The organism is Croceibacterium selenioxidans (assembly GCF_018599195.1).
GTDB lineage: Bacteria > Pseudomonadota > Alphaproteobacteria > Sphingomonadales > Sphingomonadaceae > Croceibacterium_A > Croceibacterium_A selenioxidans.
Genome location: NZ_JAHFVK010000002.1, coordinates 908127 through 926666, shown reverse-complemented (window position 1 = coordinate 926666; position 18540 = coordinate 908127). Strand labels below are relative to the sequence as shown.

The following is an 18540-nucleotide window of genomic DNA, read 5'->3' as shown; positions in this document are numbered from 1 at the left end:
ATTTCAAACAAGCGTGGCTTTGTGGGACACAAAAAAAGGGGCGGCCCCGAAAGGCCGCCCTTGGAAAGTCGAGAACTCGTCGCATCGCTGCTTCGAGCCCTTCGGGTCGCAAGGGTCTAATAGGCACCGTCCGAGGGCGAATCTTGTAGGAATGCGACACGGTGTTCAAAAATTGCGCTGTGTCTGGATCGCGCCACAACTCTGCGTAAGCCACGCATCGACAGGCAACCGCGTCGCTGCCATAGGCTCAGGCCGTGTTTTTTCGCCTTGCCCGCCCCGCCATCTACGCCCTCGACCCAGAACGCGCACATCGCCTGGCGATTGCCGGCGTCCGGTTTCTGCCAGGCAAGCCGGCCGCGCCCGGCGGACCGCTGGAGACCCGAGTCGCGGGGCTGACCTTCCCCAATCCGCTGGGAATGGCAGCCGGCTTCGACAAGGACGGCGAAGTGCCCGATGCCTTGCTCGGTCAGGGATTCGGCTTCGTCGAGGTCGGCTCGATTACGCCCCGGCCCCAAGCGGGGAATCCGAAGCCTCGCCTTTTCCGGCTGACCGAGGACCGCGCGGTGATCAACCGCATGGGGTTCAACAACGGCGGTGGGCCGGCGGCGGCGGCGCGCCTGCTCGTGCGCCAGGGTCGCCCCGGCGTGGTGGGCATCAACATCGGTGCCAACAAGGATTCGTCCGATCGCGTCGCCGACTATGCGCAGATGACACAGCTCATGGCGCCGCTGGCCTCCTACCTCGCGGTCAATATCTCCAGTCCAAATACCCCGGGTCTACGAGCGCTGCAGGACGAGGGCGCGCTGACGGCCTTGCTCGACGCCGTGCTGGACTCGCGCGGGGACGCCGGGCCGCCGGTATTCCTCAAGGTCGCGCCCGATCTGGAGCCCGCCGACATCGAGGCCATTGCCCGCATCGCGCTCGACAAGAAACTCGGCGCGCTGATCGTGTCCAACACCACGATCTCTCGCCCGCCGCTGCGTTCGAGCCAGGCCGGCGAAACCGGTGGACTTTCGGGAGCGCCGCTGAAGCAGCTGGCGCTGCAGCGCGTGCGTGATTTCCGCAAGGCCACCGGCGGCGCGCTGCCGTTGATCGGCGTCGGCGGTATCGCCACGGCCGAAGACGCCTGGCAGCGCATCCGAGCGGGGGCGAGCCTCGTGCAGCTCTATAGCGCCATGGTCTACGAAGGGCCGGGCCTTGCGCGCCGAGTGGTCAGCGGCCTCGAAACCCTTTTGCGGCGCGATGGCTTCGGCTCCATTGCCGAGGCAGTGGGAAGCGAATAGCAGTCAGGTGATGCCCAATCGTCTCCTGATCCCGCTCGCCGCGCTGTTGCTCGGCGCCTGCGCCACCGTTCCCGCCCCTGCCAAAGAGCCTGAAACCGCAACTGCCGGTGTGGTCAGCGCTGCCGACCCGCGTGCCGCTGAGGCCGGCGTCGCCATGCTTCGCCAGGGCGGAAGCGCCACGGACGCCGCCATAGCGACGATGCTGGCCTTGACCGTAGTCGAACCACAAAGCTCCGGGATCGGCGGCGGCGGCTTCATGATGCACAGCTCGTCAAACGGCGAGATCGAGACACTCGATGGCCGCGAATCAGCTCCGTCAGGCGCCGACCCGCAGTGGTTCCTCGACGCCGAGGGCAAGCCGTTGTCCTTTATGACAGCCGTCATCTCCGGCCTCAGCGTCGGCGTGCCGGGCAACGTCAGCCTCGCCGCCCAAGCGCATGAGCGTTACGGCAAGCTCCCCTGGGCCACTCTCTTTCAGCCGGCCATCAAGCTGGCGCGCGACGGTTGGGTGTTGAGCGAGCGGGGTCGGCAGTTCCTGGTCCAGTCGAAGAACCGTGCGGCTCACCAGCCCGAAGGGCTGACCATCTTCTACGATGCCTCGGGCGAAGCGTTGCCTGTGGGTACGGTGCTGCACAATCCTGCCTTGGCCGAAACGCTTCAGCGGCTCGCCGAACAGGGTCCGGAGTGGTTTTACAGCGGGGCCAACGCCGCCCAGATTGCCGCCGAAGTTGCCGCCGAAACCCCACGCCCCGGAGCGATGACCGTCGCCGATGTGGCCGCCTATCAGGCCAAGGACCGCCCGGAACTCTGCGGCCCCTATCGCGGCTATCGCATTTGCGGGATGGGCCCGCCTTCGTCCGGCGCGACGACCGTCTACGCCATCCTCAAGCAACTCGAACGGTTCGATCTCGGAGCGCTGGGCAAGGACTCGCCGGTCTTCTGGCATCTCTTCGCCGAATCGCAGCGTCTCGCCTTCGCCGACAGAGAGCGATACCTCGCAGATCCCGACTTCGTATCGGTTCCGGCGGAAGGTTTGATGGAGCCCGACTATCTCGCCGGGCGCGGCGCGCTGATCGATCCGAACAGCACCCTGGCCCAGGTCACCGCCGGAACCCCGCGTGGTCTCGCTCTCGCTCCGCCCGACGGCGCCGAGCCGGAAGAGCACGGAACCTCGCACTTCGTCGCCGTGGACCGTGAAGGCAGCGCCGTCAGCTACACCTCGACCGTCGAAGGCTCGTTCGGTTCGGGCATCATGGTCGGCGGTTACTACCTCAACAACGAACTGACCGATTTCAGCTTCGTCCCAACGGTCGACGGCCGCCCAGTCGCCAACCGCGTCGAGGGGGGCAAGCGGCCCCGAAGCTCGATGGCGCCGACGCTGGTGTACGATGCCCAAGACAAACTGGTATTGGTCGTCGGCGCGGCCGGTGGAGCGACGATCCCGGTGCAAGTCGCCCGCGCACTGATCGGCGTGATCGACTTCGGCCTCCCGCTCGACCAGGCGATTGCCCTGCCCGTGCTGTTTGCACCGGGCGACCAGTTAAGCGCTGAAGAAGGCAGCGCGCTGGTTCCGATGATCCCGCAACTTCAGGCGCTCGGCCACGTGCAGATCGCGACGCGCAGCCTGCCGCTCAAGACGAACGGCGCGCAACGCACCGCCACCGGATGGGCGGGGGCGGCCGATCCGCGCAGCGAGGGAACGGCGATCGGCGAGTAAGACGCTCTCTTGCCGCTTTGTCCTGGGCACCGTAACCAACGGGTCATCGACAAGCCGGAAAAACCGGTAAAGGGGATAGGAGACGCGAATGCAGCTTACCGATTTCGCGTCCGCGCCGAATCTCGTCCGGCTATTTTTCACCCGTGCTGACGAGTTGGGCCAACGCCCGTTCCTGACCGCGAAGATCGAAGGTGCCTGGACCTCGATCAGCTGGACCGAAGCGGCGCGCCAGGTGTGCCTGCTGGCGGAATCACTGCGATCGATGGGGCTCAAGGACGGGGACCGGGTGGTACTGGTGGCCGAAAACCGGCCCGAATGGGCGATAGCGGATCTGGCGATCATGGCCGCCGGCTGCATCACCACCCCGGCCTACACTACCAATACCGAGCGCGATCACCTGCACATCCTCGATAACTCGGGGGCCAAGGCAGTGATCGTCTCCAGCCGCAAGCTGGCCGAACCGCTGCTGCCCGCGATCGTCCGCTCAGGCATCGCCCGCCAGGTGATTGCCATGGAACCGTTGCGCGCAGGGCAAGCCGACTTCGAGGTCCACCAATGGGGGGACCTCATCGAAGGGGACGGTGCCGCGGCCCGAGCGGCGGTGGAGGCGCGTATCGCCGGGATCGGGCGGCGCGATCCCGCGTGCATCATCTACACCAGTGGCACCAGCGGTGCGCCTCGCGGCGTCCTGCTCCATCACGGCGCGATCCTGTGCAACGTCGAAGGTGCGGCCGAAGTGCTCGCGGGAGACTTCGGCTGGGGCGAAGAACGCTTTCTTTCCTTCCTGCCGCTGAGTCATGCGCTCGAACACACGGCGGGCCTGTTCCTGCCGATCGGCCTTGGCGCCGACATCTGGTTTGCCGAAGGGCTCGACAAACTTGGCAGCAATATCGAGGAAGCCAAGCCGACCTTCATGGTCGTGGTGCCCCGCCTGTTCGAGATGCTGCGTGGCCGCATCGTCAAGCAAGTGGAGAAGCAGGGCCGGTTCGCGCAGTTCCTGCTGGACCAGGCGCTCAACCTGGCCGAGCGGCGGGCGGCCGGAATGCGCCGGTTGAGTGACTGGCCGGTCGAACGCCTGCTCGACGCGACGTTGCGACCCAAGATCAGGCAGCGTTTCGGCGGGCGGATCAAGGCGCTGGTTTCGGGCGGAGCGCCGCTCAATCCAGAGGTCGGAGCGTTCTTCGAATCGATGGGCCTGGTCATGCTCCAGGGCTATGGCCAGACCGAAAGCGCCCCGGTGGTGAGCTGCAACTACCCTTCGGCCGGCATTCGCCTGGCTACCGTGGGACCGCCCTTGCGCGGTGTCGAGGTCAGGATAGCGGAGGATGGCGAGATCCTCGTCCGTGGCGAGCTGGTCATGCTCGGCTATTGGCACAATCCCGCCGAGACCGCGAAGACGATCATCGACGGCTGGCTGCACACCGGCGACATCGGCCACCTCGACGACGGCGGACGGATCGTCATCACCGACCGCAAGAAAGACATCATCGTCAACGACAAGGGCGACAATATCGCCCCCCAGAAGCTCGAAGGCATGCTGACGCTACAGCCGGAGATCTCCCAGGCAATGGTGAACGGCGACAAGCGCCCCTACGTCGTGGGGCTGGTCGTGCCCGATTGCGACTGGTCGTTCCGCTGGGCGAAGGAGAACGGCGAAAAGCTAGACATCGACCGGCTTCAGCAACTCCCCGCCTTCCGCAGCGCTGTGCGCACGGCGATCGACCGCGTGAACCACGATCTCTCGGTGACGGAGAAAGTTCGCCAGTTCACCTTCGCCGACGAGCCGTTCACGATCGAGAACGGGGAAATGACCCCGAGCCTCAAGATCCGCCGCCACAAGATCCGGGAGCGGTATGGGGACCGGATCGACGGGTTGTATAAGGGTTAAGCGGCCTCGGCTTCGACCTTCTCGGGATAGAAGCAAGGCTCGCGGTCGGACCAGCCGGGCGCAGTGGCGGCGGCTTCGCTGAGCGATTGGAGCAGCATCTTGCGGCGGGCCGGGCGAATCTGCGGCAGGGCAGCTGCTCCACAGAAAGCGGACGGAAGCCATGGGCGAGCCCTGGCGCCCAGCAGCCGTTCGTAGAGAAAGCGGTAGGAGGAGAAGCTGGACAGCTGCTCCTGCGCCAGGTCGAGTGCGGTGACTCGGGTCAGCGGACCCATGAAGTCCTGCACGCCTTCCATCGAGGTTCCACAGGGGATCGCGTCGCGAAGGGCCCGCAATTCACGATAGGCGAGGTATTGCGCCCGGATCGAGCCCATGTCTCCGGACTTGCGTGACCAGAGTTTGAAGGCGTCGCCCCGGCCGAGGCCGATATCGAGCGAACGCTCGATGAAGAGCTGTTCCTCTTCGGTAAAGCTGGCGAACTCGCGCAGCTCGGCAATGGTCAGTGATGCGGTCCCGGTCTTGGCCATGACAGCCCCCTTTCGACGGGAGTGTCACCGATGTTGGTTAACGATCCGCAAAGGGCGGTGCGGAAATCCTCCGCTGGCTGGCTCGGGGCTTTTTTAGATCAAGCCCGCAAGGGGGCTGCTCGGGTCGGCGTACTTGCGCGTTGCCATGCGCCCGGCGAGGTACGCGTCGCGGCCAGCCTGGACGGCGAGCTTCATCGCGCGGGCCATCCTGATGGGATCCTTGGCCTCGGCGATCGCAGTGTTCATCAGGACACCATCGCAGCCGAGCTCCATAGCCACCGCGGCGTCGCTCGCCGTGCCGACACCTGCGTCGACCAGGACCGGCACCTTGGCGCCTTCGACGATAAGACGGATCGTCACCCGGTTCTGAATGCCGAGGCCCGAACCGATCGGCGCACCGAGCGGCATGATCGCTACTGCGCCTGCTTCTTCAAGCTGCTTGGCGGCAATCGGATCGTCGGTGCTGTAGACCATCGGCTTGAAACCCTCATTCGCGAGAATCTCCGTCGCCCGCAGGGTCTCACGCATGTCGGGATAGAGCGTGCGCGCTTCACCCAGCACTTCGAGCTTCACCAGGTCCCAGCCGCCAGCCTCACGTGCCAGGCGGAGGGTGCGGATCGCGTCTTCGGCGGTGAAGCAACCGGCGGTGTTGGGCAGGTAGGTGATCTTCTTGGGGTCGATGAAGTCGGTCAGCATCGGTGCCGAGGGATCGGACACGTTGACCCGGCGCACCGCGACGGTGACAATCTCCGCCCCGCTCGCTTCCAAGGCCGCGGCGTTCTCCGCGAAGTCCTTGTACTTTCCGGTGCCGACGATCAGGCGTGAGCGGAAAGTGCGGCCGGCGACCGTCCAGGTGTCATTATCCGAACCGCCGCCGACGAAGTGCACGATCTCCAGCACGTCGCCATCGGCCAGGGCCACTCCTCCCAGAGTCGAGCGCGGCGCGATGACGCCGTTGTGCTCGACCGCGACTTTCTCCGGCTTAAGGCCGAGCTCGGTGACGAGCTCCGCGATGGTGGAGGCGGCGGAACGGCGCGGCTCGCCGTTGATGGTGAGGTTGAGAGGCGCGGTCATGCCCCGCGCAGATAACGCCTAAGCGTGCTTGCGCAAGTTGAGCGTGTGCCCGGCGGCGACGAGAATCACGCCAATGATCGTCAGCACAGCCTCTTCAATGCCGTGATCGACCGCGAGCGCACCGCCCATGAAGGTCAGTCCCACCATTGCCACCACGAAGGGCGCGGCTCGGCGATGTTGGATGGCGCCGATGCCAATCGCAACGCCGGCAATGACCGTCGCCAGGAGCAGGCCAATGCGATGCACCATCGGATCGAGGAACATCCCACCGCCGAGGCCCAGGCCCGCAACGATGACGATGCCGAGCACGCAATGCACAGCGCACAGCCCCGAAAGGACCATGCCGACGCGGTCGAGCCGTCCGCGAATCCAAGGAATAGTGTGACCCATCGCGGCCCCATCTATGTAACTATATAACGTTGCGCAACCCCCAAGGCGCGTCGCCGCGCCGCCGTTCGTCGCGCGAGGCTTGCGCTTTGCCTTACGCGGGAGCAGGGGGCCTGCTCATGGTCGTTCAGGTAGAGAATCCGGCTGGGGACATCGCCCCCCGCGTCCGGTCCGTTCGCGTGCTGGCCCTGGCTCGCTGGCTGCTGGCTGTAGCTGTGCTCGTGGTCCTCATGATCGCGGTGGGCGGCATCACCCGCCTGACCGAGAGCGGTCTCTCGATCACCGAATGGAAGCCCGTGACCGGCGCCCTGCCTCCGCTGAGCGAGGCACAGTGGCAAGCGGAGTTCGAAGGCTACAAGCGCATCGGCGAATACCGCCAGATCAACGGCCCGGCCGGGATGACCCTGAGCGACTACAAGTTCATCTACTTCTGGGAGTGGTCCCATCGGCTGCTCGGTCGCCTGATAGGCCTCGCTTTCGCGCTGCCGCTGGCGTGGTACTGGATCAGGGGTGCGATCCCCAAGGGCTATAAGCCACGCCTGCTGGCGCTGCTGGCGCTTGGCGGGCTGCAGGGTGTGTTCGGCTGGTACATGGTCCGCTCGGGCCTGTCGGAGAAGGTGACCGACGTCAGCCACTTCTGGCTCTCGATCCATCTGATCACCGCCTTGTTCACACTGGCCGGCCTCGTATGGACCGCGCTCGACCTGATCCAGCTAGACCGCAATCCGGCAGCGCGACCCGCGCGCCTGACGGGCTTCGCGGCTCTCACCGGACTCATCGTGTTTGTGCAACTCTTGCTCGGCGCCTGGGTGGCGGGACTCAATGCCGGGCTTGCGTCCGACACCTGGCCGCTCATGCAAGGGCGCCTGTTCCCCGAGGTCGACTGGTCCAAGGGCTTTGGCTGGGCGCTGACGCATGATCCTTATCTGCTCCATTTCCTCCATCGCTGGTGGGCCTGGGTGGCGGTGGCCGCGCTGCTCGTCCTGTCCCGCAAGGTCCGTGCCCTGGGCGTGCGCCAGGCCTCCGTGGCGATCCATTCGGCTTTCGGCACGCAGATCCTGCTAGGCATTGCGACGGTCATGACCGGCGTCGCGTTGTGGCTGGCGGTGCTGCACCAACTAGTGGGCGCCTTGCTCGTGGCCGCCACGGCCTGGGGAGCGCACGCGGTAGGCCGCCGACCTTGAGCGCGCTGATCTGGTCTCCCTTCGCGGACGAAGCCAGCGCCGAGGCCGCGGCGCGCCAGCTACTCGAAGAGAAGCTTATCGCTTGCGCCAACATTCTGCCTCCGATGCGGTCGATCTATTCGTGGCGGGGAGATACCGCGGAAAGCGTCGAGGTTGGTGTCCTGTTCAAGACCGATGCCGCCTTGCTCGACCAGGCGACGGCACGGCTGGCGGAAATCCATCCCTACGAAGTCCCGGCGGTCCTCGGCTGGCGTACTGACACCGCTGCGAAACCGACTGCGGAGTGGCTGCGGGCCCTGGTTCGTGGGGACTGAATCGCCCCCACCTTTGTGAGGCGGTATTATTTTACCTCTCAGCAAAGGCGCGGATTGCTTGACTTACAGGGGCTCAAACGACAAATGGCCCGCTCTTCGCGAGGGCCGGAGCGAATCCGGCTGAGCGAAACCTATTCGTAATAAGGACACACCGCCATGAAGGCGCTCACCAAGATCACCCGGTCGATCAAGCCGGCCGAGGTCGAAAAGAAGTGGCACCTGATCGATGCAGAGGGACTGGTCGTCGGCCGTCTCGCCGTGATCGTCGCCAACCACCTGCGCGGCAAGCACAAGCCGAGCTTCACGCCGCACGTCGATTGCGGTGACCATGTCGTGGTCATCAACGTCGAGAAGGTCCGTTTCACGGGCAACAAGCGCGACGAAAAGACCTACTACAAGCACACCGGCTATGCCGGCGGCATCAAGGCCGTGACGGCGGACAAGGTCCTCGACGGCCGCTTCCCCGAGCGCGTGCTGGAAAAGGCAGTCGAACGCATGATCCCGCGCGGTCCGCTGGGCCGTCAGCAGATGAAGGCGCTGCACCTCTACGCCGGCACCGAGCATCCGCATGGTGGCACCCAGCCCCAGCCGCTCGACGTCGCTTCGCTGAACCGCAAGAACAAGGCTGCCGCATAATGGCTACCGAAAACAACGATACCCAGACCGTCTCCGATCTGGCCGAGCTCAACACGCTCGCCGTCGCCGACGCCGCTCCGGTCGCTGCCGCTCCTTCGACCCCGGCCATCCTGCGCGAGCAGGAGCTGGACAAGCAGGGCCGTGCTTACGCGACCGGCCGACGCAAGGATGCCGTGGCGCGCGTGTGGCTCAAGCCCGGCAGCGGCAAGGTCGTGGTCAATGGCCGCGAACAGGAAGTCTACTTCGCCCGTCCGACGCTGCGCCTGGTGATCAACCAGCCGTTCGCCATCGCGGGCCGTGAAGGCCAGTACGATGTCATCGCGACCGTCAAGGGCGGCGGCCTCTCCGGCCAGGCCGGCGCGGTCAAGCATGGCATCAGCCAGGCTCTCGCCAAGTACGAGCCGGCCCTGCGCTCCACGGTCAAGGCCGCCGGCTTCCTGACCCGCGACAGCCGCACGGTCGAGCGTAAGAAGTACGGCCGCGCCAAGGCCCGCCGCAGCTTCCAGTTCTCGAAGCGCTAAGCGGTTCGATACCGAACAAGCGAAAAGGGCGGTCCTGCGGGGCCGCCCTTTTTGTTTGGCCGCTCAGGATTCTGCCAAGGCCCGATGGGCCAGGATCATCGCCCCAACCACGCAGCCGCCGAACAGGGCGCCTTCCAAACCACCGGTCACGGCGTGGCTCACCGGCCCAAAGCCGTGTTCGCCAAACAGCGACCCGATCGGATCGAGCGTCAGGCGCGAATCCGGCAAGCTTCGGGCCAGCAGATCGAGGCTGCCGCCCATCATATGCCCGCCAAGCAAGGTGATGAGGACGCCGGCCAGTCCGCCGGTCAGCGCGGCGATGCCAGCGCCCTGGCGCAGGCCCGGTTGGCGCGATCGCCCGGCGAGCCAGGCGCCAACCCCGACGGCACCGCCCAGCAACAAGCCCTCGGGCGCGCCCGTAATGTTGCCCGGCGATTGCCCGAACAGCAGGTTGAACGCGTCGAGCCCGAGCAACTTGACGATGGCGCCGACGAGCAGCCCGCCAAGGGCGCCTCCGGCAGGGGCCCAGCGCCAGGGGCTTCCCGAAGCGTAGCCGGCTGCCGCCATGCCGAAGCTCACCCCCGCCGCCCCGAGAACCGCGATCACCACCGTGAGTGTGGTCAGCACGAGCAATACCGAAGTGGCTCCCATTCCCGGTTGCAGTGGCGTGGACGTTCCACTGAGCCCATAGAACAAGCCGCCGATGAGCCCTGCGAACGCACCCCCCAGCGTGCCCGCGGCGCCGAACGGCAGCCACTCCAGCCACGCGTTGACCGAAGGGGACGCAGAGAATCCGCTGGCAGCCCCATCGGTCCATTCGACCGCCGCAATGAAGCGGTAGCCATGCTTGGGGACCGTCTCTACGAACCGAGGTGCCGCCGCATCGTCGCCCAGGTGGCGCCGCAGAGTCTTGATGCACTGGGTAAGCGCTTCGTCGGTCACCGGTATCCCGCGCCATACCTCGTCGAGGAAGCGGTCCTTGGAAACGAGCTGGCCATGCTCGCGAACCAGAAGGGCGAGGGCATCGAGATAGCGGGCGTTGATCTCAACCGGCACGCCCTTGCGCGCGAGCCGCCGGTTACGCGGTTCGAGCTGGAACTCGTCGAACAAGTAAGTGCCGGCCACCCGGTCGTCTGCCTCGCCCATGCGCGAACGCTAGGCCAAGGCGAGAGAAACTCAAGATGGCTGTGGCGCCGGCTCTGGATCATACGAGCCCGCCGGCTGCGCGTGCAACGACTGTTGAAGGTCTTCCATGGGCCGTTGCGATTCCCTGATCGACCCCGTCGTGGGGCTGTCGAGGTCGATGATCAGGATCACCGATAGGGCAAACAGGAACAGCAGGAAGGCCGACACCTTGCGTCCATTTCGGCCCGTCATGACATAGCCGATCACGCCGGCGGTAATGATCTGATAGATGAAAAGCAGGGCGAAGACCTGCGGCGGAACGTGGGTCCGACGGGCGGCTTTTCGCGCCGCGTCCATGTCGATCATTTCGTTCATCGTATTGACGAACGTTATCGCCAAGGGCGTCTCCTCGATCGAGGGATAAGCAGACACCGTGGCCTTCCACAAGTCGACGAGGAGGGCGTCGCTCCTGGCCGCCAATTCTAACCCCTCAGGGCCGGGTCTGGCCTTTCCTAGCATGACCCGATTGTCGACATAGGCCATGAGCAGATTGCTGATTTCGGTCCTATGAGGTTCCTCAAGCAGTTGCGCACGCAGGTAGGTCGTGCCGATCGCATTCGCCTCTTCCAGCACCTGAGTCCGGCGGTTGTCGAAGCGATCGATGGCCAGCGAAAAGGTGAAGCCAACCAGGAGAGCCAGCAGCCCCATCACGGCGGAGAAGATATAGCCTTCCTGGTCGGACTTCTCGTCTTTGTCCGGCGAAACCCAGCGCCTCAGGACGTAGCCGAGCAGGGCGCTCAAGACGAGGCAGACGAGAAGTCCAGCGAAGACAAGCCAGAGTGGCTCGCTCAAGATCCAGTTCCCGACCAAGGTCATCGGCGGTTTCCCCGAGCGGCGAGCATTCTGGCCGCTTGTGAGGTAGCGGCACCGTCATCGCCATCGGGGTTTTTCGGGAGAGGGCGCGCTAGTGCACCGGCGGATCCGTCTCGGGAACCTGGTTTACCGGCGCCACGGGCTCGCCAGGCCCGCGAGGGGGCAGGGCGTTTTCGGGCACGTCGTCGATCTGCATCGCCCGGGTGGGCACTTCATCGAGGTTGCGCGCCCGGACCGTGAGAGTTTCACCATCCCAGGTCAGTTCATTGAAGCTGGGCGGGGTCGAGCGAATGCGTTGCGACAACGTCCCCGCTCCGATCATCCTGACCGGCCCTGCCGGCGTCTGTTCGATAATGTCGAACGGATCGTGCACGTGCCCACTGAGCACTGCCAGCACCGGGCGCCGGGCCAATTCGCCGAGAGCCTTCGCGCCATTGATTGTCAGCGCCGTCCCTTTTGTTCCGACCTCGCGCAGCGGATGATGGGCGGTGACCAGAGCCTTCACGCCTTTGGGCAAGGCATCGATCGCGGCGAGGCACTTGGCCAGCGACGGCTGGCTCACCCAGCCCTTCGACCAGTTGAACCGCGGCTGCCCTCTAACCGCAGTCTTGAGCGGAACGATCGCCAGGCCCGGCAGGTCGATCTCTCGCTCGATCAATCCCTCGATGGCGCGGAAGCGGCGATAGGGATCGAAGAAGCGCTCGATCAAATTGAAGTAGGGCATGTCGTGATTGCCTACCTCGACGGTAACAGGAACATCCAACGACCGAATCCAGCGTGTGGCCGCATCGAATTCTCGATGCCGTGCGCGCATGGTCAAATCGCCGGTGATGGCGACGGCGTGCGGCCGCCGATTAGCAATTTCCTCTTCGACCCAGGCAAGTGCGCGCCGGTCCTCCAGGCCGAAATGGATGTCGCTCAAATGGAAGAGCAGGGTGGAGGGTAGTGGACTATCGGGCATCGGCCTCGGTGGCTAGCAGGTCGACCCCGCAGGCCGCCAGCTTGAACTCCACCGAAGCGGGAGCGTCGGCCTGCTCGCCGTCGACCAGGACACCGAACGGATTGCCCTGAGTGCTCGCCAGTCGAAGTGACCGCACGACGCCTAGCGTATCGTGCGGTCCTTCGCGGAAATTGCGTTTGAGCAAGGCCCAGGTCTGTTCAAGATATTCACCGGTCGACTCCGCATAGTAGCCGTCGACCTCGATCCCGGAGTCATGGGGCGTGAGCATGACCAGAGGATAGCCTTCGCGGCGGCCAAGCCCGGGTTCGATGCAGGCGATCATTTCGCCGCCGAGGGTCTCGTTGATGGCCTCGACTGTCCCGGCGGCGAGTTCGGCGACATTGGCATCACGCATGGCTTCACGCACGCGACCCCAGCTCGCCCCAGGCCCGGCCAATAAGCCCGCATACGCATCGCCAAGCTCGCTGCGGATCACACCGGGCCGACGTCTTTGGGCGGCGCCCCCAGCGACAAGCGAGACGACGTCCTCCAGCGAACGGTCGCCATGGAGCCTCTGGTAGAGCAGGTTCATCGTCCCGCCGGCCAAGACCAGAACGGCCCCACCCCACCCCTCAAGCCGGGCGATCAATGAGTTGATCGTGCCGTCCCCGGCAAAGACCGCCACGCATCCGACACCGGCGGCATCGAGGACGGCTGGCGTCGGCAGTTCCTCGTCCGGAAACACGCTGCGTCCGCACAGGCGCAGGCCATGCTCGTTGAAGCATTCCTCGAGCGCCGCGAGCGCCGTGTCGTCATTGCTTCCGCTCGAAGCGTTGTTGACCAGCCAGATGTCGTTGTTTCTCGTCATGGCGCCAAAGCGAACACCCCGGCTCGCGGTTCCCGTCATGTGCGACGCGAGATGATCAGCCAGCCGGATATCCCGTTGATCACGCTGTACCCGAGATAGGCCCACCCCCAGCCCGGATGGCCATAGGCCGCAAGCAAGAGAACGCCGAGCAAGAGCACGAACTCGACCCCGAGGCTGGCCCTCCCGCCAAACCCGCGCAGGATCGCCGGAAGCTGCTCAAGCAAGGGATGACGGCTTTCAAGGACCGCCTTGTGGACAGCAAAATTGCCGATGCCGAGCAAAAAAGTGAGGAAAATTGCCATTGTTCACAATGTGACGATACATTCGTCGGTTGCCAATTGCCGTTCGTGGATCGGACTGGACTCTTCATCGGCAGCGTCGAAATCCGTCGAACGACGCACGTCCTATATCGAGCGCTCCAATACCGGCGAGGTTCCCCGCGGTATCTATCTGCTTGCGCCGCAGCCGCCACTCAGTCCCGGTAGTTGCGGCGCAGCCTGAAGGGGAACCGCAAATGACCATTCGTACAATTTCACTGGCGCTGGCCGCGGCCTCCGCTCTCATCACTCCGGCCATCGCCTTCGCGGGCGAGACCCAGACCCAAAAGGTGACAATCGCCTACAAGGACCTCGATCTCTCGACCGAAGCCGGACAGAAGGAACTCGATCGCCGGATGGACAAGGCCGCTCGCGATGCCTGCGGTATGGACGAGAAGGTGACGGGCTCGCGGCTTTCCACCTCGGAGTCACGGGAATGCTACGGCGCCGCCCGCACGCAGATTGGCCAGAGCCTGAGCCACCTTACCGGCGATCGCACCAGCGGCTGATTACAGAACCCCCCGGGCCGGGCGCTCCTCTCCAATCAGCGCCCGGCCATAGCCTTGACCTTGCGCAGGTAGGTTCGCCCTATGCGCAAGGTCTCGCCGTTTTCGAGCTCGGCGCACCAGACACCCAGGCCTTCGTGCCTGAGGCCGCGAATGCGATCCCGCCGCAGGATGGTGGAACGGTGGATCCGGATGAACCGCGAAGGATCGAGCCGCCCCTCGAGTCCGGCGATCGTCTGTAACAAAAGATAGCTGCGATCCTGCACATGTAGCCGGACATAGTCGCGCTCGGCGTCGATCCGCTCGACCTGGTCAGCTTCGATCCGCAGCAGCTCGGACCGGTGCGGCACCCAGAACTCCGTAAGCCAGTCACCGGCGCTCCCGTTTTCGGACACGACGCGATCGCGCCGCCCGATTGCCCGATCGATCGCGCGTTCGAGCCTTTCCGCTCCAACGGGTTTCAGGACATAGTCGACCGCTTCGATATCGAACGCTTCGACCGCGAAGTCCTCGTGCGCCGTGACGAAGATGACCGCCGGGGGATTGGTTCTTTTCGCGAGCTGACGGGCGAGCGTGAGGCCGTCCATCCCGGGCATGGTCATGTCGAGCAGGAGCAGGTCGGGTTTTAGCTTGTCCGCCAGGCGCAGGGCGGCCTCGCCATCGTTGGCGGTGCCGATGACAGCCAGTTGATCCATCTCGGCGCACAGGACCTGCATCCGCTCGATCGCCAGCGGCTCGTCATCGACGATCATCGTCCGAAGCACGCCGTCATCCCCCATCATCGAACTCAGCCCTCCAGATTGCGCAGAAGCGGTAGCCGCAGCTGCGTAGTATACCCTTCCGGTGTCGGGCCGGTGGCGACCGTCGCCTCGGTCCCGAAGCGAGCTTCCAACCGGTCCCGGACGTTCGCCAGGCCTATACTATGGTTCGCGCCCGGCTTGCAGTCGATTGAGGCGCCCGGCCCATTATCCGAGACCGTGATCACCAGCCGCCCATACTCCTCGCGCGCCGCTAGCGTGATCGTCACCTGGCCCGAAGTCGGCGCAACGGCATGCTTTACTGAATTCTCGACCAGCGGCTGGAGGATCATGCCGGGCACTCGCGTGTCCTCCAGCTCCGGTGGGAGCTGATAGACTGCCCGTAGCCGATGCGGGAATCGCACCGCCTCGATCTCGAGATAGAGTTTCTGCAGCGCGAATTCCTCCTTCAACGGCACATCGGAGGTCGGATCGTCAGCGAGGCTGCGGCGATAGAACGTCGAAATGGTCTGGATCATGCGCTCGGCTGCCTGAGTCTTGCCGGTAAGGACCAGGGCCGACAGCGAATTGAGCGTGTTGAACAGGAAATGCGGGTTGACCTGGTAGCGCAGGCTGCGCAGCTCTGCCGCCTTGGCCGCGCGCCGATATTCGCCCTCGCGTCGCTCAGCCGTCGTCGCCCGCTCACCCGTTAGCAGCGCGAGATAGAGCGCACACCAGGCCAGCATCATGAAGTACCTGCCGAAGGCGACTTCGGTGATGTCCTGCCACGCCGTCGCGAGGGTAATCGAGGTCGATTCTTCGGTGGGCGCCTCGTCTGCACCCAGGTCCGGCAGTTCCGCGAAGATATTGCCGCCGACCGACGCCGCCTTTTGGGCCTTCATCCGCTCGTAAACGCGCTTTTCCAGGTCGGCCATGATGAGCTGGTTGGTCTGCGCAATGGCCACCGCCACCGGCAGCGAGACCAGCAGCGCCGCGGCGATCTTGGCCCACAAGGGCCGCTCGTCGAAGATGCGCAACACGAGCCACAGCGCCAGGGTGATGACCACACCCGCCGCGCAGGCGATCGCTCGGCGCCACATCATCTCCATCGCGAAACCGAGATCGAGAAGCTCGGCCCTAAGCGTGGTCAGCAGGAAGTACGCCAGCCACAGGCCGAGGATCGACAGAAGCACCGTCTTGAACGGCACGCGCGCGCTGAATTCGTCTCTACGTTCCCCATTCATCCCGCCTGTCTAGCGGGCACAGGGGCAAAAGGGCCAGCCCAGCCGTCGAGGGCGGTACCCCCTTGGTCGAACGACGCTTGAGGTTCGTCAGGCGCCTTCGAGCAGCCCTTCGCTGGCGATCTTGTCGCGCCAGTGGAGCGGCGCGAGCGTGTGAACGTTGCTTCCCTCGCTGTCGACGGCCACCGTCACCGGCATGTCCTGCACGGTGAATTCGTAGATCGCCTCCATCCCGAGGTCCTCGAAACCCACCACCTTGGCCTGCTTGATGGCGCGGGCGACGAGATAGGCCGCCCCGCCGACAGCCATAAGGTAGGCGACCTTGTGCTTGGCGATCTCCTGCACCGCGCCTTGCCCGCGCTCGGCCTTGCCGATCATCGCCAGCAGTCCGAGGTCGAGCATCATGTCGGTGAACTTGTCCATCCGCGTGGCGGTGGTTGGACCGGCAGGGCCGACGACCTCTCCCATCACCGGGTCGACAGGGCCGACGTAGTAGATCGCCCGCCCCTTGAAGCTGACCGGCAGTTCCTCACCCCTGGACAGCATGTCCTGTATGCGCTTGTGCGCCGCGTCCCGGCCGGTGAGCATAGCGCCGTTGAGAAGCAGGCGATCGCCCGCCTTCCAGCTCCGCACTTCCTCGGCCGTCAGCTTGTCGAGGTCGACTCTCCTGGCCGCGCTGTCGGGCTGCCATTGGACCTTGGGCCACTGTTCGAGGTCCGGCACCGGCAGGTAGCTCGGCCCCGAACCGTCGAGCGTGAAATGCGCGTGGCGCGTGGCGGCGCAGTTGGGAATCATCGCCACCGGCTTGCCCGCGGCGTGGCACGGCCAGTCGAAGATTTTGACGTCGAGGACCGTCGCCAGGCCTCCCAGCCCTTGCGCGCCGATGCCGAGCGCGTTGACCTTGTCGAAGATCTCGACCCGCAGCCGCTCGATGTCGGTCTGCGGCCCGCGCGCCTTGAGCTGACCCATATCGATCGGATCCATCAGGCTCATCTTGGCGAGCTTGACCGCATGCTCGGCCGTCCCGCCAATGCCGATACCGAGCATGCCGGGCGGACACCACCCGGCGCCCATCTGCGGGACCATCTCGAGGACCCAGTCGACGATGTTGTCGCTCGGGTTCATCATCTTGAACTTGGACTTGTTCTCGCTGCCACCGCCCTTGGCGGCGACGTCGACCGTTACCGTGTTGCCGGGCACCATTTCGACCGACAGCACGCACGGCGTATTGTCGCGCGTGTTGCGGCGAGTGAACGCGGGATCGGCGAGGACCGAGGCCCGCAGCTTGTTCTCGGGATTGTTGTAGGCGCGGCGCACACCTTCATCGACCACGTCCTGCAGCGAGCGCGAAGACTCGAGCCGGCAATCCTGCCCCCATTTCACGAACACGTTGACGATGCCGGTGTCCTGGCAAATCGGGCGGTGCCCTTCGGCACACATGCGGCTGTTGGTGAGGATCTGTGCGATCGCGTCCTTTGCCGCCGGGCCCTGTTCCGCCTCGTACGCCTCACCCAGCGCGCGGATGTAGTCCATCGGGTGATAGAACGAGATATACTGCAACGCGTCGGCGACGCTTTCGATCAGGTCTTCCTCGCGAATGGCGACCATGCCGTTCATCGAAACAGTACTCCTTCTGGTCGATGGCCCCATAGGCGCGCACCCGCCCGCAGGTCAAAGCGCTTGGCACGATGCCGAATGACGAAGGGCTGTCGGCGACTAAATGCTACAATACCAAGCATTGCGGCGACGGGTCGCAGGCCCTAAGGCTCCGCCAACCCTGTTTTTATGGACTTGTGACGTGACGATCGTGGAGGACCGGCCGCTAGCCGGACATGAGGCAGCCCGCCGGGCAATGGTCGAAAGCCAGCTGCGCACGAGCGGCGTCAACGCCGAATGGGCGCTGCGCCGCATGGGCGAAGTCGCCCGTGAACGGTTTGTTCCGCCCGCCGCCAGCAGTTACGCCTATATCGATCGCGCCATCGCGATCGACAGCACGCATCAGCTCGCCGCGCCGGTGGTGCAGGGCATGATGCTGCAGGAAGCGCAACCCAGCCAGAACGACAAGGCGCTGCTGGTCGATTGCGGCAGCGGCTACCTGGCAGAGCTGGTCCGGCCGTTGGTCGGCTCGCTCGAGGTGCTTTCGCCTGGCGAAGCCACCGCCAAGACCCGCAAAGCCGGCGATTTCACGCTTCTCCTCGTCGACGGAGCGATCGAACAGCTACCCGACTCGCTGGTCGGCCGCCTTGGCGAAGGAGCCCGCGTTGTTACCGGACTGGTCCAGAACGGCATTTCCCGCCTCGCCATCGGCCGCAAGGCGGCCGGCGAAGTCGCGCTTTTCCCGCTTGCCGAGCTCGGCATCCCGTCCCTGCCGGAATTCGCGGCGCCAAAGGGCTGGCGTTTCTGAG

The 18540-nt window shown here is 65.0% G+C and carries 20 protein-coding genes; 9 read left to right on the top strand and 11 right to left on the bottom strand.

From position 1 onward, the window contains the following. Nucleotides 1-254: 254 nt before the first annotated feature. From KK137_RS13295 to KK137_RS13285, 3 genes are all read left to right on the top strand, one after another. Nucleotides 255-1283, top strand: a complete 1029-nt coding sequence (locus KK137_RS13295; RefSeq protein WP_214537021.1) for a quinone-dependent dihydroorotate dehydrogenase — start codon at nucleotides 255-257, stop codon at nucleotides 1281-1283. A 10-nt stretch (nucleotides 1284-1293) separates the two neighbouring features. Next, nucleotides 1294-3000, top strand: coding sequence for a gamma-glutamyltransferase (gene ggt, locus KK137_RS13290; protein ID WP_214537017.1), 1707 nt, complete (start codon nucleotides 1294-1296; stop codon nucleotides 2998-3000). Between the two features lie 88 nt (nucleotides 3001-3088). Next, a complete protein-coding gene (locus tag KK137_RS13285; RefSeq protein WP_214537016.1) occupies nucleotides 3089-4888 on the top strand; it encodes an AMP-dependent synthetase/ligase in 1800 nt (599 codons plus the stop codon). Here KK137_RS13285 and KK137_RS13280 read toward each other — a convergent pair. From KK137_RS13280 to KK137_RS13270, 3 genes are all read right to left on the bottom strand, one after another. Continuing rightward, nucleotides 4885-5412: a hypothetical protein gene (locus tag KK137_RS13280; RefSeq protein WP_214537015.1), complete on the bottom strand. Its 528-nt coding sequence runs from the start codon at nucleotides 5410-5412 to the stop codon at nucleotides 4885-4887. The genes KK137_RS13285 and KK137_RS13280 overlap by 4 nt on opposite strands. A 93-nt stretch (nucleotides 5413-5505) precedes the next feature. Further along, entirely contained in the window at nucleotides 5506-6486 is a 981-nt protein-coding gene (gene thiS / locus KK137_RS13275; protein ID WP_214537013.1) for a sulfur carrier protein ThiS, read from the bottom strand. 18 nt (nucleotides 6487-6504) lie between these two features. Then, entirely contained in the window at nucleotides 6505-6876 is a 372-nt protein-coding gene (locus KK137_RS13270) for a MerC domain-containing protein (RefSeq protein WP_214537011.1), read from the bottom strand. 116 nt (nucleotides 6877-6992) lie between these two features. Here KK137_RS13270 and KK137_RS13265 point away from each other — a divergent pair, with 116 nt between their 5' ends. The 4 genes from KK137_RS13265 to rpsI all read left to right on the top strand — a co-directional run bounded on the left by KK137_RS13265 (nucleotide 6993) and on the right by rpsI (nucleotide 9528). Then, the gene (locus tag KK137_RS13265) at nucleotides 6993-8057 is read left to right on the top strand and encodes a COX15/CtaA family protein (RefSeq protein WP_214537009.1); all 1065 of its coding nucleotides are present in this window, start codon (nucleotides 6993-6995) and stop codon (nucleotides 8055-8057) included. Then, nucleotides 8054-8371, top strand: coding sequence for a divalent-cation tolerance protein CutA (gene cutA / locus KK137_RS13260; protein WP_214537007.1), 318 nt, complete (start codon nucleotides 8054-8056; stop codon nucleotides 8369-8371). The genes KK137_RS13265 and cutA overlap by 4 nt, the downstream gene beginning before the upstream one ends. A 156-nt stretch (nucleotides 8372-8527) precedes the next feature. Continuing rightward, nucleotides 8528-9007, top strand: a complete 480-nt coding sequence (gene rplM / locus KK137_RS13255) for a 50S ribosomal protein L13 (RefSeq protein ID WP_214537005.1) — start codon at nucleotides 8528-8530, stop codon at nucleotides 9005-9007. After that, nucleotides 9007-9528 carry a 30S ribosomal protein S9 gene (rpsI, locus tag KK137_RS13250; protein WP_214537004.1) on the top strand — a complete coding sequence of 174 codons (522 nt, stop codon included), beginning with the start codon at nucleotides 9007-9009 and terminating at the stop codon, nucleotides 9526-9528. The genes rplM and rpsI overlap by 1 nt, the downstream gene beginning before the upstream one ends. A gap of 63 nt (nucleotides 9529-9591) precedes the next feature. Here rpsI and KK137_RS13245 read toward each other — a convergent pair whose 3' ends face one another. From KK137_RS13245 to KK137_RS13225, 5 genes are all read right to left on the bottom strand, one after another. Further along, on the bottom strand, nucleotides 9592-10674 hold the full coding sequence (locus KK137_RS13245; RefSeq protein WP_214537002.1) for a winged helix-turn-helix domain-containing protein: 1083 nt from the start codon (nucleotides 10672-10674) through the stop codon (nucleotides 9592-9594). 30 nt (nucleotides 10675-10704) lie between these two features. After that, complete coding sequence (locus KK137_RS13240; RefSeq protein ID WP_214537000.1) at nucleotides 10705-11505, bottom strand: bestrophin-like domain; 801 nt, start codon at nucleotides 11503-11505, stop codon at nucleotides 10705-10707. A 112-nt stretch (nucleotides 11506-11617) separates the two neighbouring features. Then, the gene (locus KK137_RS13235; protein ID WP_214536999.1) at nucleotides 11618-12487 is read right to left on the bottom strand and encodes a metallophosphoesterase family protein; all 870 of its coding nucleotides are present in this window, start codon (nucleotides 12485-12487) and stop codon (nucleotides 11618-11620) included. After that, nucleotides 12477-13373 carry a diacylglycerol kinase family protein gene (locus tag KK137_RS13230; protein ID WP_250893857.1) on the bottom strand — a complete coding sequence of 299 codons (897 nt, stop codon included), beginning with the start codon at nucleotides 13371-13373 and terminating at the stop codon, nucleotides 12477-12479. The genes KK137_RS13235 and KK137_RS13230 overlap by 11 nt, the downstream gene beginning before the upstream one ends. Continuing rightward, a complete protein-coding gene (locus KK137_RS13225) occupies nucleotides 13370-13636 on the bottom strand; it encodes a hypothetical protein (RefSeq protein WP_214536997.1) in 267 nt (88 codons plus the stop codon). The genes KK137_RS13230 and KK137_RS13225 overlap by 4 nt, the downstream gene beginning before the upstream one ends. A 212-nt stretch (nucleotides 13637-13848) precedes the next feature. Here KK137_RS13225 and KK137_RS13220 point away from each other — a divergent pair, with 212 nt between their 5' ends. Next, entirely contained in the window at nucleotides 13849-14160 is a 312-nt protein-coding gene (locus KK137_RS13220) for a UrcA family protein (protein WP_214536996.1), read from the top strand. 35 nt (nucleotides 14161-14195) lie between these two features. Here the strand turns inward: KK137_RS13220 and KK137_RS13215 are convergent, their stop codons facing one another. The 3 genes from KK137_RS13215 to KK137_RS13205 all read right to left on the bottom strand — a co-directional run bounded on the left by KK137_RS13215 (nucleotide 14196) and on the right by KK137_RS13205 (nucleotide 17752). After that, nucleotides 14196-14936, bottom strand: coding sequence for a LytR/AlgR family response regulator transcription factor (locus KK137_RS13215; RefSeq protein WP_214537529.1), 741 nt, complete (start codon nucleotides 14934-14936; stop codon nucleotides 14196-14198). 8 nt (nucleotides 14937-14944) lie between these two features. Then, nucleotides 14945-16138, bottom strand: coding sequence for a sensor histidine kinase (locus KK137_RS13210; protein WP_214536994.1), 1194 nt, complete (start codon nucleotides 16136-16138; stop codon nucleotides 14945-14947). Nucleotides 16139-16225: 87 nt separating this feature from the next. Then, nucleotides 16226-17752 carry a fumarate hydratase gene (locus KK137_RS13205; RefSeq protein ID WP_214536988.1) on the bottom strand — a complete coding sequence of 509 codons (1527 nt, stop codon included), beginning with the start codon at nucleotides 17750-17752 and terminating at the stop codon, nucleotides 16226-16228. A gap of 181 nt (nucleotides 17753-17933) precedes the next feature. On the opposite strand from KK137_RS13205, the gene KK137_RS13200 reads away from it, so the two are divergent. Beyond that, the gene (locus tag KK137_RS13200) at nucleotides 17934-18539 is read left to right on the top strand and encodes a protein-L-isoaspartate O-methyltransferase family protein (protein ID WP_338028082.1); all 606 of its coding nucleotides are present in this window, start codon (nucleotides 17934-17936) and stop codon (nucleotides 18537-18539) included. The last annotated feature ends 1 nt before the right edge of the window (nucleotide 18540 follow it).